The 14,649-nt window shown below is 70.3% G+C and carries 16 protein-coding genes; 5 read left to right on the forward strand and 11 right to left on the reverse strand.

Annotated features, from left to right (window positions below; all coding sequences use genetic code 11):
• Positions 1 to 470 (forward strand): transposase (locus tag ACGFIZ_RS10880; protein ID WP_393417995.1); only part of this gene is annotated, 470 nt, incomplete at its 5' end.
• Between the two features lie 17 nt (positions 471 to 487).
• Here ACGFIZ_RS10880 and ACGFIZ_RS10885 read toward each other — a convergent pair.
• From ACGFIZ_RS10885 to ACGFIZ_RS10920, 8 genes are all read right to left on the reverse strand, one after another.
• Positions 488 to 988 (reverse strand): alkaline phosphatase D family protein, encoded by a 501-nt coding sequence (locus tag ACGFIZ_RS10885; protein WP_393417997.1) that lies wholly within the window; start codon positions 986 to 988, stop codon positions 488 to 490.
• Between the two features lie 407 nt (positions 989 to 1,395).
• A complete protein-coding gene (locus ACGFIZ_RS10890) occupies positions 1,396 to 2,037 on the reverse strand; it encodes an HAD-IA family hydrolase (RefSeq protein WP_393417999.1) in 642 nt (213 codons plus the stop codon).
• The gene (locus ACGFIZ_RS10895) at positions 2,027 to 3,070 is read right to left on the reverse strand and encodes an ABC transporter ATP-binding protein (protein WP_393418001.1); all 1,044 of its coding nucleotides are present in this window, start codon (positions 3,068 to 3,070) and stop codon (positions 2,027 to 2,029) included. The genes ACGFIZ_RS10890 and ACGFIZ_RS10895 overlap by 11 nt, the downstream gene beginning before the upstream one ends.
• Positions 3,071 to 3,904 carry a carbohydrate ABC transporter permease gene (locus tag ACGFIZ_RS10900; RefSeq protein WP_393418003.1) on the reverse strand — a complete coding sequence of 278 codons (834 nt, stop codon included), beginning with the start codon at positions 3,902 to 3,904 and terminating at the stop codon, positions 3,071 to 3,073.
• Positions 3,891 to 4,808 (reverse strand): carbohydrate ABC transporter permease, encoded by a 918-nt coding sequence (locus ACGFIZ_RS10905; RefSeq protein WP_393418005.1) that lies wholly within the window; start codon positions 4,806 to 4,808, stop codon positions 3,891 to 3,893. The genes ACGFIZ_RS10900 and ACGFIZ_RS10905 overlap by 14 nt, the downstream gene beginning before the upstream one ends.
• A 2-nt stretch (positions 4,809 to 4,810) precedes the next feature.
• Positions 4,811 to 6,106 carry an ABC transporter substrate-binding protein gene (locus tag ACGFIZ_RS10910; RefSeq protein ID WP_393418007.1) on the reverse strand — a complete coding sequence of 432 codons (1,296 nt, stop codon included), beginning with the start codon at positions 6,104 to 6,106 and terminating at the stop codon, positions 4,811 to 4,813.
• Complete coding sequence (locus ACGFIZ_RS10915; protein ID WP_393418009.1) at positions 6,106 to 6,900, reverse strand: MBL fold metallo-hydrolase; 795 nt, start codon at positions 6,898 to 6,900, stop codon at positions 6,106 to 6,108. Before ACGFIZ_RS10915 ends, ACGFIZ_RS10910 begins: the two co-directional genes overlap by 1 nt.
• A gap of 159 nt (positions 6,901 to 7,059) precedes the next feature.
• Positions 7,060 to 7,962 (reverse strand): LysR family transcriptional regulator, encoded by a 903-nt coding sequence (locus ACGFIZ_RS10920; RefSeq protein WP_393418011.1) that lies wholly within the window; start codon positions 7,960 to 7,962, stop codon positions 7,060 to 7,062.
• Positions 7,963 to 8,269: 307 nt separating this feature from the next.
• Between ACGFIZ_RS10920 and ACGFIZ_RS10925 the strand changes: the two genes are divergently transcribed.
• Positions 8,270 to 8,428, forward strand: coding sequence for a hypothetical protein (locus ACGFIZ_RS10925; protein ID WP_393418013.1), 159 nt, complete (start codon positions 8,270 to 8,272; stop codon positions 8,426 to 8,428).
• Between the two features lie 481 nt (positions 8,429 to 8,909).
• Positions 8,910 to 10,376 carry a rifampin monooxygenase gene (gene rox / locus ACGFIZ_RS10930; RefSeq protein WP_393418265.1) on the forward strand — a complete coding sequence of 489 codons (1,467 nt, stop codon included), beginning with the start codon at positions 8,910 to 8,912 and terminating at the stop codon, positions 10,374 to 10,376.
• 98 nt (positions 10,377 to 10,474) lie between these two features.
• Here the strand turns inward: rox and ACGFIZ_RS10935 are convergent, their stop codons facing one another.
• Both ACGFIZ_RS10935 and ACGFIZ_RS10940 read right to left on the reverse strand, forming a co-directional pair.
• Positions 10,475 to 11,137: an HAD family hydrolase gene (locus ACGFIZ_RS10935; RefSeq protein ID WP_393418015.1), complete on the reverse strand. Its 663-nt coding sequence runs from the start codon at positions 11,135 to 11,137 to the stop codon at positions 10,475 to 10,477.
• Positions 11,124 to 11,348, reverse strand: a complete 225-nt coding sequence (locus tag ACGFIZ_RS10940) for a hypothetical protein (protein ID WP_393418017.1) — start codon at positions 11,346 to 11,348, stop codon at positions 11,124 to 11,126. Before ACGFIZ_RS10940 ends, ACGFIZ_RS10935 begins: the two co-directional genes overlap by 14 nt.
• Here ACGFIZ_RS10940 and ACGFIZ_RS10945 point away from each other — a divergent pair.
• Positions 11,339 to 12,547 carry an ROK family protein gene (locus ACGFIZ_RS10945; protein ID WP_393418019.1) on the forward strand — a complete coding sequence of 403 codons (1,209 nt, stop codon included), beginning with the start codon at positions 11,339 to 11,341 and terminating at the stop codon, positions 12,545 to 12,547. The two genes, ACGFIZ_RS10940 and ACGFIZ_RS10945, sit on opposite strands and share 10 nt — an antisense overlap.
• Before the next feature lie 499 nt (positions 12,548 to 13,046).
• On the opposite strand, the gene ACGFIZ_RS10950 is transcribed toward ACGFIZ_RS10945, so the two are convergent.
• On the reverse strand, positions 13,047 to 13,466 hold the full coding sequence (locus tag ACGFIZ_RS10950) for a sugar phosphate isomerase/epimerase family protein (protein WP_393418021.1): 420 nt from the start codon (positions 13,464 to 13,466) through the stop codon (positions 13,047 to 13,049).
• On the opposite strand from ACGFIZ_RS10950, the gene ACGFIZ_RS10955 reads away from it, so the two are divergent.
• Positions 13,396 to 14,499 carry a LacI family DNA-binding transcriptional regulator gene (locus ACGFIZ_RS10955; RefSeq protein WP_393418023.1) on the forward strand — a complete coding sequence of 368 codons (1,104 nt, stop codon included), beginning with the start codon at positions 13,396 to 13,398 and terminating at the stop codon, positions 14,497 to 14,499. The two genes, ACGFIZ_RS10950 and ACGFIZ_RS10955, sit on opposite strands and share 71 nt — an antisense overlap.
• The last annotated feature ends 150 nt before the right edge of the window (positions 14,500 to 14,649 follow it).

The raw sequence follows: 14,649 nt of genomic DNA on the forward strand, positions 1-14,649 counted from the left end.
CAATGGTCGCCGCGCTCAAGGAGATCTACACCGCGCCCACCGTCGAGGCCGCCGAGACCGCGTTGCTCGCCTTCGCCGACAGCCCACTCGGTAAGCGCTACCCCGCCGCGGTCGCTGTCTGGGAACGGGCCTGGGACAGGTTCACCCCGTTCCTCGCCTTCCCACCCGAGATCAGAAAGATCATCTACACCACCAACGCGATCGAGTCGTTCAACTACCAGATCCGAAAGGTCATCAAGAATCGCGGACACTTCCCGACCGACGACGCCGTGGTCAAGCTGATCTGGCTGGCCATCGCCGACATCGAGGACAAGCGAGCCCGCCAGCGCGCCGCTGAGGCCGGCAAGCCCGCCAACACCCGCACCGCACCGCCCCGCCTCGTCGAAGGCGCCGGCGTACACGGCTGGAAGCAGGCCCTGAACTCACTGGAAATCTTCTTCCCGGGCCGCATCCCCGTCGATGTCCGATAGTTAGACAGGATAGGACGTTACACAGAAAATCGGACAGGCCCGCGCTGGCAGGAGACCACCGCCATCCGCAGTCGGCCCGGGTGCGCCGCCGCCGCAGGCAGGGTACGTGTGCGGCCGGCCCGGCTGACCGCGTCACCGGAGCGGAACCGGTAGAAGTACCAGCGACCCGGCCGCAGACCGGTGACCTCCACGTGCACGGTGTGGACGTCTTCCGGCCGGGCGAACACCACGCCCTGGGCGACGATCCGGGTAAACCCCTCGTCGTCGGCAACCTGCCAGTGCACCGGTACGCGCTGCGGCGGCATCCCGCCGTCCGGCTGCAATGGTGCGGGCGCAAGCCGGGTCCACAGCACGACGCCGCTCGAACTCGGTGCTCCCGACGCGACCCCGAGCGTGAACGGGTACGACGCCCACCGCCCCTGCGCCTGAGCGGACCCCTGCAGCAGGTACGGGCCGACGAGGGTGCCGACGCCGCCCCCCAGCAGGCTCCGCCGCCGTATCCCACCAATGCCGTTCATGTGCCACCTTCAACAGATTGGGAGAGCCGCCCGCCGGAGAGTTGGCGCATCGGCGGTACGACCTCGGCTCGCGGCGGCAGCCACGCTGTCGACCGGCGCATTCCCGGTCGTGGCAACGGCGCGAACACCGCACGAACTCTTCGTGTCTGCCGCTTGCGATGGCGGTCGCGCGTTGTGCGCCCAGGCAGCGGGCCCGATGGCCGCGGCACGTCCCGGCACGGTACGGGCCGTGGGAGACGCCGTACAAGCGATTCGCCCGCTGGCAGGAGGACGGGACCTGGGCGCGGATCGACGCGGGTCGAGTCGGTGTGCAGTGCACGTGGCAGCGGGGGTGGCGGGTCAGCCGCGCTTGATCGCGAGTGACCTCGCGGGCCGTCGGGTTGCCGTGGCGCTGGTGGAGTCGGGCGTCAGCCATACCGCTGCCGTAGCTCCGCGATCGTCGACACGTTGTCATGATGTTCGATGACCGTCCACCCGTACGCTTCGGCGGCCCGGCAGTTCTGCGGGGAGTCGTCGATGAGCAGGGTTTCGCCCCCGGTCTCGAGCACCCGGGCGGCGTGCTCGAAGACGCGCGGGTCGGGTTTGGCGATGCCGAGTTCGTGGGAGCGGAGCACATGCGTGAACACGTCGACGGCGGCCAGCATCCGCTCGCGGTGCCGCTCCCATTCCAGGACGCTGTTGGTCAACAGTCCTATCCGCAGCCCACGGTGGCGCAGCCGCCGTAGTTCCTCGACGAGGACTCCGTTGAGTTCTCGGCCGCTGTACCAGTAGGTGCCCCAGTCGCCCAGATCGATGCGGGGCTGGACATCCGGCGGTAGGGCCGCGGTGACTCGCCTGCCCCACTCGGCCTGGCTGAGGCGGCCGAGTTCCAGCGGTGCGAAGCCTTGCAACCCCTCGTCCGCCGCCACCGTCTCGGCGGCCGTAGCGAGCACGGCCCAGGGAATTCCGCTGGCTGCGACGATGGAGTCGACAGCGGTGCTGATCGGTGGCGTGAGCACCCCACCGAAGTCGCACCAGATGACCGCGTCCGCGCCCGGGTCAGTCAGCACGGCGTCGCCCCGTTTCGTCGAAGCGGTGTAGCCGCTGTTCCGGCACCCCGACGCGTACGGGCTCGCCCGGGGTCAGCCAGCGGTCACCGTCGCGCTGTTGCAGGACGAAGTCACCCGCCGACGAGCGACATAAAACGTCCTGGCCGGAACCGGTGTAGGCGCAGACCTCCGCGACGCCCTCGGCGACGAACCCTCCCGGCGCCTCTCCGGGTACGAGCAGTCGGCCCTCGGCGGGACGCCAGCCCAGCCGGCCGCCGTGTGGATCCGCGCAGAGGTTCATCGCCGGTGCCCCCACGAAGGTGGCGACGAACTCTGTACCGGGCCGTTCGTAGAGTTCCCGGGGCGTGCCCGCCTGGACAACACGGCCGTCGCGCAGGACGACGAGATCGGTGGCCATCGACAGCGCCTCGTGTTGATCATGGGTGACCAGGACGATCGTGGCGCCGATCTCGCGATGCAGTCGCAGCAGTTCCGCCCGGGCGTCCGCGCGCAGCCGCGCGTCGAGGGCGGAGAGCGGTTCGTCGAGCAGCAGGACGGCTGGGCGGCGCACGATGGCACGGGCGAGCGCGACCCGCTGGCGCTGGCCGCCGCTGAGCTGGCCCGGCTTGCGTCGTAGCAGGGCGCCCAGGCCGAGGAGTTCGGCCACGTTCTGTATCCGCTGGTCGATCTCCTGTCGGGACGGCCCGTGCCGCCGGTCGTGCAGCGCCTGCAGGCGCAGCCCGAAGGAGATGTTCGCGGCGACGGTCATGTGGGGGTAGAGCGCATAGTCCTGGAAGACCATCGCGACGGGCCGTCTGTCGGCGTCCTGCCCGGTCACGCGCCGGCCGTCGATCTTGACCACGCCGCCGCTGGGTGTCTCGAGTCCGGAGAGCACCCGCAGCAGAGTGGACTTGCCGCATCCGGACGGGCCGACGACGGCGGTGAAGGAGCGAGCCCGGATGTGCAGGTCGATGCTGTCCAGAGCAGCGGTGCTCCCGTAGCGCATGGTGAGTCCGGTCAACCGGAGATCACCGGCGGGATCGTGATCCGTCATCTATTTCAGTCCTGTCTGCAGGAATGCGTCGGTGATGCGACGCGCGGCGATCGAGTAGACGAGGAGGATGGGCAGGCTGGTCAGCGTGGCCGCGGCGAGTAGCCCGCCGTAGTCGTTGCCTTCCGCGGTCTGGAACTGCGCAAGCCCGATCTGCACCGTGGTGTCCTCAGCCCGTGGTGCCACGAGCAGCGGCCAGAGGTACTCGTTCCAGGTGGTGATGAACATCAGGATGGCCACGGCCGCCATGGCCGGCCGCAGGGCCGGGAGCACGATGTGCCAGAGGATCTCCCGCGGACGGGCGCCGTCGAGCCTCGCCGCGTTCACCACCGAGGGCGGGATGGCCCGAACGTGTTGCATGAGCACCAGTACGGCCAGCGCGGAGGCGCCCAGCTGGGGCACGATCAGCCCGAGTTCGGTGTTGCGCCAGCCGAGCCGGGCGGTGATCAGGAACTGGGGGATGATCAGAGCCTGCGGCGGTATCGCGAGCGAGATCGTGAGCAGCCCCAGGACGAGCCCGCGTCCCCGGGGTGCGAAGTGCACCAGCGCGAACGCGCCGAGCACCCCGATCACGATCTGGCCGGCAGCGACGCCGGCGGCCATCGTGAAGGTGTTGCTCAGCAGGGTTCCGACCGGCCAGTCGAGCAGCGCGTGCCGGTAGTGCTCCAGGGTGGGCGCGGATGCCACGGGCACGGGTCGGTAGATCTCGTTCGCCGGCTTCAGGGAGGCCAGCAGCGCCCAGATCACCGGAAACAGCATCCCCAGTACGGTGCCGGCGAGCACCACGTGCCAGCCGACGCGACCGAAGACCGGACGGACCCGTTCAAACCGTCGCACGACGCCTCCGAACCGCCGCGGCCGCGACCGCCACGACACCGAAGGAGAGGAGGACGAGCACGGACGCCGCCGAGGCGGTCCCGGTCTCGAAGAACTCGAACCCGAGGGTGTAGATGCGGTAGTAGATGTTGTCGGTCACGCCGTCCGGTTCGCCCTGGGTGAGCACGGCGATGTTGGTGAAGGCCCACTGGCCGGCGAGGACGATGCTCAGCAGCCCCAGCAGCACGGTCGTCCGGAGCAGTTGGGGCGCGACGACGAAGAAGACCACTTCGCCGGATGTCGCGCCTTCCAGTCTCGCCGCTTCGATCGTCCGCCGGTCGATGGTGGCGAGCGCGGCGCTGTAGAGCAGCATGTTGAACGCGACCACCCGGGCCGCGGTGACGACCACGACGACGGGAAGCGCCGTGGCCGGGTTGCCGAGCCAGTTCACCCCCGGCAGCCCGAGCCAGCCGATCACCTCGTTGGCGAGGCCGTTGAGCGGGTTCAGCAGGAACCGCCAGGACACGGCGAGCGCGACGGGTGCCACCATCGCGGGCAGGAACAGCAGCGAGCGGTACACGCTGCTCGCCTGGCCGGGCCGTAGCCAGAGCATGATCGCGAGGACCAGGGGCACGAGCGTGGCGAACGGAAGGAGCGCGATCGCGTACAGCAGGGTTTGGGCGGCCGCCTGGCCGAACTCCGGTTCACGTACCAGTCGCTCGAAGTTCGCCAGCCCCACGAGGTCGGCGGACGGTCCGGTGAGGTTCCAGTCCAGCACGGAGAGCACCAGCGTGGCGAGCGCCGGCCCGTAGATCCAGACGCCGAGCATGACCAGCAGCGGCGACGCGTACAGCCAGGCGTGGCGGGTGGAGCGCCGCCGCGGGGCAGCGCCGGTGGCGGCGCCCCGCGGCGGTCGGGCAGGCACGGTCATTCCGATCCGACCAGGGTGCGGATCCGGTCGGCTGTCTTCCGCAGGGTCGCGTCGGGATCCGCGCCGCGCAGCACGATTGGCGCAATCGCGTCGTCCTGCAACAACACGGTCGCCTGGTTGGCCTTGGCACCGGGGAACGACCGGTAGGGCTGCATGTTCCCCAACTGTCCGATGGTCGGCAGCAGCAGCGGGTTCTGCCGGAAGTGGTCGGCGAGCGCGCCGGTCACCAGGTTGGCGCGCAGCGGCAGATAGCCGATCTTGGTGGTGATCAGCCTGTAGCCCTCGTCGCTGGTGAGGAACTTGACGAACTCCCACGCGGCGCGCTGCTTCGCCGTGTCCTGGCTGAGCACGACGAGGGCCGCGCCGGAGTGCGTGGGTCGGGCCGGGCCAGTGCCGAAGCTCGGGAACGCGGCGGTGCGTAGGTCGAACTTGCCCTCAGCGGCGGTCTGCAGGTTGCCGAGGACGGCCGTGCTGACGACGAACATGCCGAGGTCGCCTGCGGCGAACGCGGCGAGTGCGTCCTCCGTGGTCACCGCGGGTTGAAGCTTGTCGGTGGTGAGCTGTTGTATCTGCCGGATGCCGGCGACCGCCTCGGGCGAGTCGACGGCGACTCGGCCGTTCGTGTCCAGCAGCGCACCGCCGGCGCTGTTGATCACGGACTGGGCCAGGTAGTCGGACTTGCCCGAGTCGACGATGCCGAAGTACACGCCGTGTTTTCCGGTCTTGGCGATGGCCTGGGCGACGGTCCGCACCTCGTCCATCGTCTCCGGCGGGCTGGCCGGGTCGAGTCCGGCCTTGCGGAACAGGTCGCCGTTGTAGAACACGGTGGGGATCGAGATCGTGTACGGCAGCGCGTGCACGCTGCCCTCCCAGCTGCCCGCCTGCACCGGTCCCGGGGTGATGCCCTCGACGTGCCCGCGCCACTCGTCGCCTGCGATCCTTTCCAGCGACTGGGTGGGCAGGGTCCGCAGGGCCTCGGCGAGCTTGCTGTATCCGATCTGCACCACGTCGGGAGCGTCGCCGGCGGCCACGGCGGCCTTCGTCTTGGTCAGCACCTCGGCGGTGGGCACGGCTTCCGGGCGCACCCTGATCTCTGGGTGCAGTTCGGCGAAGCGGTCGAGCAGCGCCTGGGTGCCGGTGCCGGCGGCGCCCTGCGTACCGTAGTTGTAGGAGCTGAAGGTGATGGTGACGGTGCCGTCGGCGTCGCCGGCTGCGCCGTCGGAACAGGCGGCGGTGCCGCCGACGGCGGCGACCAGGGCGAGCGCCAGGCCGCCGTGGATGATCCGGTTCATCAGGATGCCTTTCGCGGGTCGATGATGTGGGTCTGGCCGATGCGGGCGATGTCGACGGAGCCGTCGAACACCTCCACCGCGCGGGCCCGGTGCCACTCGTGCTCGGCGACGTCCGGGCTGGCGAAGTGGGTGAGGACGAGGGTGCCGACGCCGGCGTCCCGGGCGGCGTACGCGGCGTCGCGGGAGCTGAGGTGCCCGTGGCCGGTGGTGTCGGTCTGTCGCAGGGTGCTCTCGCTGAGCAGCAGGTCGGCTCCCTGGGCCAGCTCGGGCAACGCGGGCGTGACCCCTGTGTCGCCCGTGTAGACGAGACTGCGCCCACCGGTTTCGACGCGCACCCCGCAGTTGGCTGCGATGTGCCGCAACGAGGCGAATCGCAGCGACAGCTCGCCGAGCCGCCGCTCCTCGTCGGGCTGGTACTCGCTCACCTCGAAGGCGAGTTCGAAGGCGCGGTCGAGCACGGGGTGGGTGGTGACCGGGAACAGCGCGGCGTACCGGTCGAGCACGGCGCGGGCTCCCTCGGGCACCAGCAGCGGCACCCGCGGGACACTCTCGTCGATTTCCACCCGGTCGGTGCTCAGGTCGCCACGCAGCCGCCGGCTGAGCAGCATCTTGCCGATGGGCAGCAAGTCGAGCAGGTGATCGGTGTGCAGGTGGCTGATGAACACACCGCCCAGCGGGCGGTCGCCGAGGTGCCGGCTGAGGTTCAGGGCCGTGCCGGGTCCGGCGTCGAGCATGATCCGGGTGTCTCCGGCTTCGACGAGGTAGCCGGAGCTGGCCTGCCCATCCGCAGGCATGCCAGCGAGTCGGCCGAGGGTAAGAAGTCGCATGGTGTCATTTCTGCTCAAGGCCCGCTCCACGGGACCGTCGGAGACCATGCTGGGAACTGGCGAGTCGCCGATCAACGAGCAGATTCGGAACCAGGGATTGCCGTGGGCAATCGATGAAGGAAGGCACTATGCGCCTCGCCGGACGTCGTCGGCAAGCCGCAGGAGGTTCTCGACGACAATGTTCACCGCGGGTTCGGGGAACTTGCGGCGCCACGCCACGTGGATCTCAAGCCGTGGCTCGGTAGGCGCCAGCCGCAACACGTGCATCCCGCTCGCCCGGTTCTGCTCACCTCGCGGCGCGGAGCTGAACCCGATCGCGTCGGTCGCCTCCAATTCCAGCAGGTAGCTCGACAGGTCGCTGATCCCGTGCGCCGGGGCCAGCCGGACGCCGTGCCGCGCCGCCTCGCTCAGGAGCGCCTTCTCGATGCGGGTACCACCGCCCCGGTAGCCGGTCAGGTACCGGTGCCGACCGATCTCCCGGTAGCTCAGCGCCGAGAGCGTGGCGAGCGGATGTCCGGCCCGTACGGTGGCCACCACCGGGACATCGAGCAGGTACCGGGAGTGCAGCTCGGGATGGTCGACCGAACCGTAGACGAGCCCCAGGTCGAGGTCGCCGCGGGCGATGGCGGGAAGCTGGTCCGGCGTGCTCATCTCCCGCAGCAGCAGGCCGAGCTGCGGTTCCGCCCGTCGCAACTGTTCCAGCAGCGGCAACACCAGTAGCCGGCTCGCCGGGTAGTTGGTGGCCACCCGCAGCGTGCCCTCCCTGCCGGCACCGACCTGACGGGCGAGCTGCACTGCCCGCTCGACGTCGGCGAAGATCCGCTCCACCTCGCCGAGGAACACCACGCCGGCGGCGGTCAACTCCACCTTCCGCGACGATCGGTGCACCAGGCGGACTCCGACCTCGGCCTCCAGCCGCTGCAACTGCTGGGTCACCGAGGGCTGAGCCAGGAACAGCCGCTGCGCCGCGCGTCCGAAGTGCTTCTCCTCCGCAATCGCGCGAAACGCCTCAAGGTAGCGAAATTCCATTACCCGGGCATGGCACCACGGCGAGGTGAACGCGCGGGTACGCCCCCAGGAACATCACTGACGCAGCACATGAGGATGCGGGACCGCGGTGGTACTCGCGCGGAGACCAGCATCCGGCACAGCCCGCGTCAGGCTGGCCGTAGCCATCCCCGCGTGGGCACGAGGTGAAGATCCAGCCGTCGGGTACCGGTGGGGTCACCGCCTGCCGAGGCGGGGGCGAACGTCCAGCGAAGATCAGCCGTACGCGGGCTTGTCGGCACCGGACGACAGCGGCGGGTCGGACCGCGCCGGCCATGAGCGTGCCGACATGGTCGTCACCGGGTTTCGCGACGGGTACGGCATCACCGCTCCCACCGCCCTGGCCTACGACGCATGGAACGAACGTCTGGGAAATCGCAAGCTGGATCTGCCACTGCTCGGCCTGCGGCAGGAGATCTCATGCCGGCACCGACGTGACGGAGATTGACCAGGTCCGCCTCGGCCTTCGGGGAGCGGCCGTACGTGACTACGGCGACGGCTCCGACGAGGGCGGTGCGGTTGGCCCAGGGGTACGAGGGATGCTGCAGATGAGGCCGTCTTCGCGTACCGCAACCGGGCCGGGCGTGGCACCTTTCAGGCGTCATTCGTTCTGGTGCAGGAAGGGGGCTGGCGGATCGGCTCGGTGGCGACGGGCGGGAGCCGAGCCGGATGCGCTCGCCGGAGGCACGACTGCGTGATGCTCGAACTGGTGTTCGCTGTCATTTGTTCGGTGAGCCAGCCGTCGAACTGTGAGCTCGGTTGCGCCCGCCGGCGTGAAAACAACAAAGGCCGGGCCTGAAAACAGAGGCAAGGAGGAGAACTCCTTGCCACTATTAACATATACCGCACCCCCAGGCTTGTGGCAAGACCCCGGTCGTGGCGCACAATCGTCGGCCGAGCATAGGAATCGGCACACCATGGGGGAATGCGTGTTTGATGTGATCATCGCCGGCGGGGGGCCGACCGGCATGATGCTGGCGAGCGAATTGCGTCTGCAGGGCGTCAACGTGCTCGTGCTGGAGAAGGAGGCCGAGCTGCCGCCGTTCGTGCGGTCGCTCGGGCTGCACGTGCGCAGTATCGAGGTGATGGATCAGCGGGGGCTGTTGGAGCGGTTCCTCGAGAACGGCAAGCCGTACCCGATCCGTCCCGGCGGCGTCCGGGGATTCTTCGCGGGCATCGAAAAGCCCGCTCCCACCGGGCTGGACACCGCCCACGGATACGTGCTCGGCATTCCGCAGACGCTCACCGACCGGCTGCTCGCCGAGCACGCGGCCGAAGTCGGAGCCGAGATCCGGCGTGGCTGTGCACTGGTCGGGCTGGAGCAGGACGACGACGGTGTCACCGTCCACGTTGGAAATGAGACTGCCACGCCGTTGCGGGCGCGGTTTGTCGTCGGCTGCGACGGTGGGCGGAGCACGGTTCGGAAACTGCTCGGGGTCGGATTCCCGGGCGAGCCGTCGAAAATCGACACGCTGCTGGGCGAGATGGAGGTGACGGCGTCCCCGGACGACATCACCGAAGTGATGACCGAGGTGCGCAAGACCGAGAAGCGGTTCGGGATCGGGCCGTCGGGCAAGCCGGGGGTGTTCCGGGTGGTCGTGCCGGCGGCGGGCGTGGTCGAAGACCGTTCGGTGCCGCCGACGCTCGAGGAGTTCAAGCAGCAGCTTCGCAGGTACGCCGGCACCGACTTCGGCGTGCACTCCCCCCGCTGGCTGTCGCGCTTCGGCGACGCGACCCGCCAGGCCGAGCGCTACCGGGTCGGACGGGTGTTTCTGGCCGGGGACGCCGCGCACGTCCACCCGCCGATGGGCGGGCAGGGGCTCAACCTCGGGATCCAGGACTCGTTCAACCTGGGTTGGAAGCTGGCGGCGGCCCTCAACGGCTGGGCGCCGGACGACCTGCTGGACAGCTACGAGTCCGAGCGGCATCCGGTGGCCGCCGACGTGCTGAACAACACCCGTGCACAGATGCACCTGACGACCAACGAGCCCGGGCCGCAGGCGGTTCGGCGGTTGTTGGCGCAGCTGATGGACTTCGACGACGTCAACCGGTTCCTGATCGAGAAGATCACGGCGATCGGCATCCGGTACGACTTCGGCGAGGGCCATGCCCTGCTCGGGCGGCGGCTGCGCGACGTCCAGCTGAAGCATGGCCGGCTGTTCGAGCTGATGCGCACCGGCAGCGGGCTGCTGCTCGACCAGACGGGGCGGCTTTCGGTGGACGGCTGGGCCGACCGGGTCGACCACGTCGCCGACACCAGCGAAGAGCTGGACGTGCCGGCGGTACTGCTCCGGCCGGACGGGCACGTCGCGTGGGTCGGCGAGGATCAGCAGACGCTCGAGGTCGCGCTGGCCAGGTGGTTCGGCGGTGCCGCAGGAGCCCCTACGGCCGGGTGAGGGCGACCCGGTACGGGGCACCGACGCCGCCCATACGGTGGTGCAGGTCAAGCCGGTCATTGCCGAGGCTGGAGATCGATGGTCTGCTCGCGGTCGGTTCAGTGTCGTGCGGATTGGTGGGCGTGCCGTGGGCGCTGTTGTGGGTCGGAGACGTCGAGGAGTGCGGCAAGCTCGCTCAGGTCCTTGATGGGGAAATCGCCGTCGAGTCCGCGTAGGGTCGCGACCTGGGCCCCGGCGGCCTTGCCGGCCTGGATCCCGGGTACGGAGTCTTCGACGACGAGGCATCGGGCGGAATCGACGCCCAGGTGTGCGGCGGCGGCCAGGTAGGGCTGGGGTGAGGGCTTGGCGGATGGGGTGTCTTCTACGGTGACCAGTACCGGTGGGGTGATCCCGGCGGCGCCGAGGCGGATGTTGGCCAGCCGGCGATCGGCGCTGGTGACCACGGCCCAGGGCAAGCCGAGTCGTGCGAGGGTGTCGAGCAGTTCACGTGCTCCGGTAGCGGCGTGGATGTCGGCTACATCGGCGTACTCGAGGTCGAGCTGGCGTTGAGCGGCGCGGCGGTGTTCGGCGGGGGTGAGTGCGGGAAGGACGGCGATGGCGGTGGCGAGGGCGGTGTTGCCGTGTAGGCGGGGTCGCAGCACGCTCATGGGTACGCCGTGCTCGGCAGCCCAGCGTTGCCAGGATCGCTCGACGGCCGCGTCGGAGTCGACCAGGGTGCCGTCCATGTCGAGGAGTACCGCGGCAAGGTCATGCAGTGACATCGGAGTGGCCTTCCAGGTTGCGTCGCCACGGCCGCTGGGTGATGTCGAGAGCGGCTGCGGCTACGGCGGGCGCGGTGTTGCTGAGCAGGTTGGGCATGTTCGTCGTGACCGCGCAGACGATCCACAGGCCGACGCCGAGTATCAGCGCGGTCAGGTTAAACTCGCTTGGCGAGGAAAATGGTAGCAGGAGGTCGGCGCACGATGAAGGCATCCGCGGGCATGCGGGCCGACGCGGCCAGGGTCCAGGGCGCTTTGGCGATGCTGCGCCACGCCCACGACAACCCGGGCGTCACCCGTGCCGAGGCGGCTGCGCGTCTGGGCATGAGCAGCGGGTCCGCGTCCGAGGTCGTCGGTCGGCTTCGCGGCGCCCGCCTGCTGGCCGAACAGCCGTTGCCTCAGCCTGCCGGTCGGGGCCGGCCCACGGCGTTGCTGACGGCGCATCCGGATGGTCCGTTGGTCGCGGTGGCCGAGATCAACTACGAGGCCTGGCGGGTCGGCACCAGTGCTGTGGGAGGCGCGCTCACTGCCGGTCCGGCGCACCACCACACCGGGCAGGATGCCGCGACGATCCTCGCGGCGATCCGCCGCGCGATCACTGCCCTGCGGCGCCGGCACGGACGCCGGCTACGCGCCGTCGGGGTCTGTGTCACCGGAACCGTTCACGAGGGGCTCCTGCGCCAGGCGGCCACGCTGCACTGGCACGATGTCGACCTCGGCCTGCTTGCCGCGCCGGGCCTGCCGCTGGTCGTCGGCAACGACGCCACCCTGGCCGGCGTCGCCGAAGCCCGCCGCGGCGCCGCACGCGACCGGCGCGTACTGCTGCACCTGACCGTTCAGGTCGGCGTCGGCGGCATCCTCGTCATTGACGGCGCCCCGGCCAGCGGCGCAGGCGGGGCCGCAGGCGAGTACGGCCACATGCCCTTCGGCGACCCGGCGTTGCGCTGCGACTGCGGCACCCGAGGCTGTTGGGACATGATGGTCGACGGACGCGCCATGGCCCGCCACCTCCACCAACCGCCACCGGCCGATCCCCGCACCTTCGCCGCAAACGTCCTGAGCGCCGCCCGCTGCGGTGACCATGCCGCCCGTACGGCCGTCGCCACCGTCGCCACGGCTCTCGGCCACGGCATCGGCGCCCTCATCAACGCCACCGACCCCGACATCGTCACCCTCGGCGACCTCGGCGCCGAACTCCTCGACGCCGCCCCCGACCCGCTCCTCGCCGCTGTCGCCAACGCCACCATGACCTGGCGCCGATCACAACTGCCACCGATCGTCCCCGCCGCCCTGACCACCGACGGCCCCGCCATCGGCGCCGCCGAAGCCGCCTGGGCCACCCTCCTCACCGAGGAACACATCGCCGCCGCCCTCCACCGCAGCCCGGCCACACATCACCAGCCGGCGACCTGATCAGAAGGCAACCCAGTCCCGGAGCGGACCTCCGCTTGACCAGGAAGGGATGCGAACTGCTTTTCACTCCCTGGGTCTGTTCGTGATACCGCTGCGGGGGGCGGGCCTGGCCCCGCCCCCCGCAGCGCCGAGGTTGGAGGTGTGATGGAGCGCGGGCCGGCTCGCGAAGCGGGCCCGGTCGGCTGGGGCGTCGCCTGTTCGGGCCTGGGCCTCGCGGTGGCCCTCCGACTGCCCGGGAGCTCCGGCGCCACGACCGGGACGCGGTCAGGGTCTGAGGCCCAGCGCCCGCCCCGGTGAAGGCGTCGGTCGGTCGGCAGCGGTGTACGGCAGCTGCCTTTGAGGTCCTACTGGGCAGCAGGGGTGGATGGGAGGCCACCGCGTGATCGTCCGTGCGTTGTGGACACGGCGTCGGATCTCGCGATGGCCGCGCGCCACCGCGTAGCCGTTGCTCGGTGGGAGCGGGTGTTGGCCGCCCTCCGGCGGCCATCGGGCGACCGTTTCAGAGAAAGGCGCTCAGCCGCCGCTTTCCCCCGACCGCGACCTCCTCGCTCGTGGCCACCTGCCGCCACGTGTGGGTACGTCGGGCCATCACCGGCAGGTCGACCGGGAAGAACTCGAAGACGCAGAGGTCGTCGTAGCCGACCTCGTTGAGCGCCGCGAAGCAGTCCGCCCAGGGCACCTGGCCGGTCCCCGGAACCCCACGGTTGTTCTCGACGGCGTGAAAGTGCTTCAGCCGCGGCCCGGCGAGCCGAATCGCCTCCGCCATGTCCGACTCCTCGATGTTCATGTGGAAGGTGTCCAGCTGCACGCCGACGCTCGGTAGCCCGGCGCCGAAGACGGGGATGAGGATGCGCGAGCGCGAGCACCCAGCACGGGGACCGAGCCTGATCGAGGTCGCCGCCGAGGCGGGTGTGTCCACGGCTACCGCCGGCCGGGCCCTCGGCGGATACGGTCAGGTCAGCCCGGCGACGGCCGAGCGGGTCCGTGCCGCGGCCGCGCGGCTCGGCTACCGGCCGAACGGCTTGGCGCGCAGCCTCATCAACGGATCGACGCAGGCCATCGCCGTCGTGGTGACCGACGTCGGCAACCCGTTCTTCGCCCAGGCGCTGCGCGGCGTCGTCGACAAGGTCCGGACGGCCGGCTACGAGGTCCTGCTGTTCAACACGGATTCCAATCTGGACGCCGAGCGCAACGCGGTACGGGTGCTGTCGGAGAAGCGGGTGGACGGCGCGATCATCGCCACCGGTTCACCGGCCGAAACCGAACACCTGGACTCGCTGCGCGACTCTCGGCTCCCCTTCGTCCTGCTGGACCGCCCGGTTCCCGACCGACCGGACGTGGACAGCGTGATGATCGCCAATGCCGCAAGTGCCCGGGCGGCCGTCCGGCACCTGCTCGGCCTGGGGCACCGTCGGATCGCCATCCTGACCGAGGCCGGCCGGGAACTGTCGCACGTGGTGGAGCGGCTGGGCGACTGCCGCACGATGCGGCCGAGCGCCGCCCGGCTCGCCGGGTACGTGCTCGCGATGCGGTCAGCCCGGCTGGAGCTCGACCCGGCGCTCGTCGTGCACGCGCCCTACCAGCGCGAGATCGCGGCACGGGCCATGAAGAAGCTGCTCGACGCCGACCCCAGCGTGACGGCGGTCTTCGCCACGGACAACGTCCTGTCCGTCGGCGCCTACCAGGCCATCCAGGCCAGCGGGCGGCGGTTCCCGGACGAGGTCTCGATGGTCGGCTTCGACGACCAGGAATGGACCACGATCGTCCGCCCGCAACTGACCGTCGTCCGGCAACCGAGCTACGAGCTCGGCGCCCGGGCCGCGGGCCTGCTGCTACGCGGCATTGCCGGCGGGCCGGCCTGGGACAGGGACGCCGACGACAGGCCCGCGCCCGAGCATGTGGAGCTTCCCGCCAAGTTGATCAGACGCTCATCCACCGTGCCCTTCTCGTGACGGCCGGCAGGCGGGTTGCCGCCCAGGCGCACCTGCACCCGCACCTGCACCCGCACCTGCGGCCGCGCCCGTGCCTGGGGCGGTCGGCGTGACCGCAGCTCGAGCCGCTGTTCCGTCGGTGCCACCGGGCGGACCCGTCTAGAATCCGGC

Source organism: Micromonospora sp. NPDC048830 (genome assembly GCF_043198215.1).
Lineage (GTDB): Bacteria > Actinomycetota > Actinomycetes > Mycobacteriales > Micromonosporaceae > Micromonospora.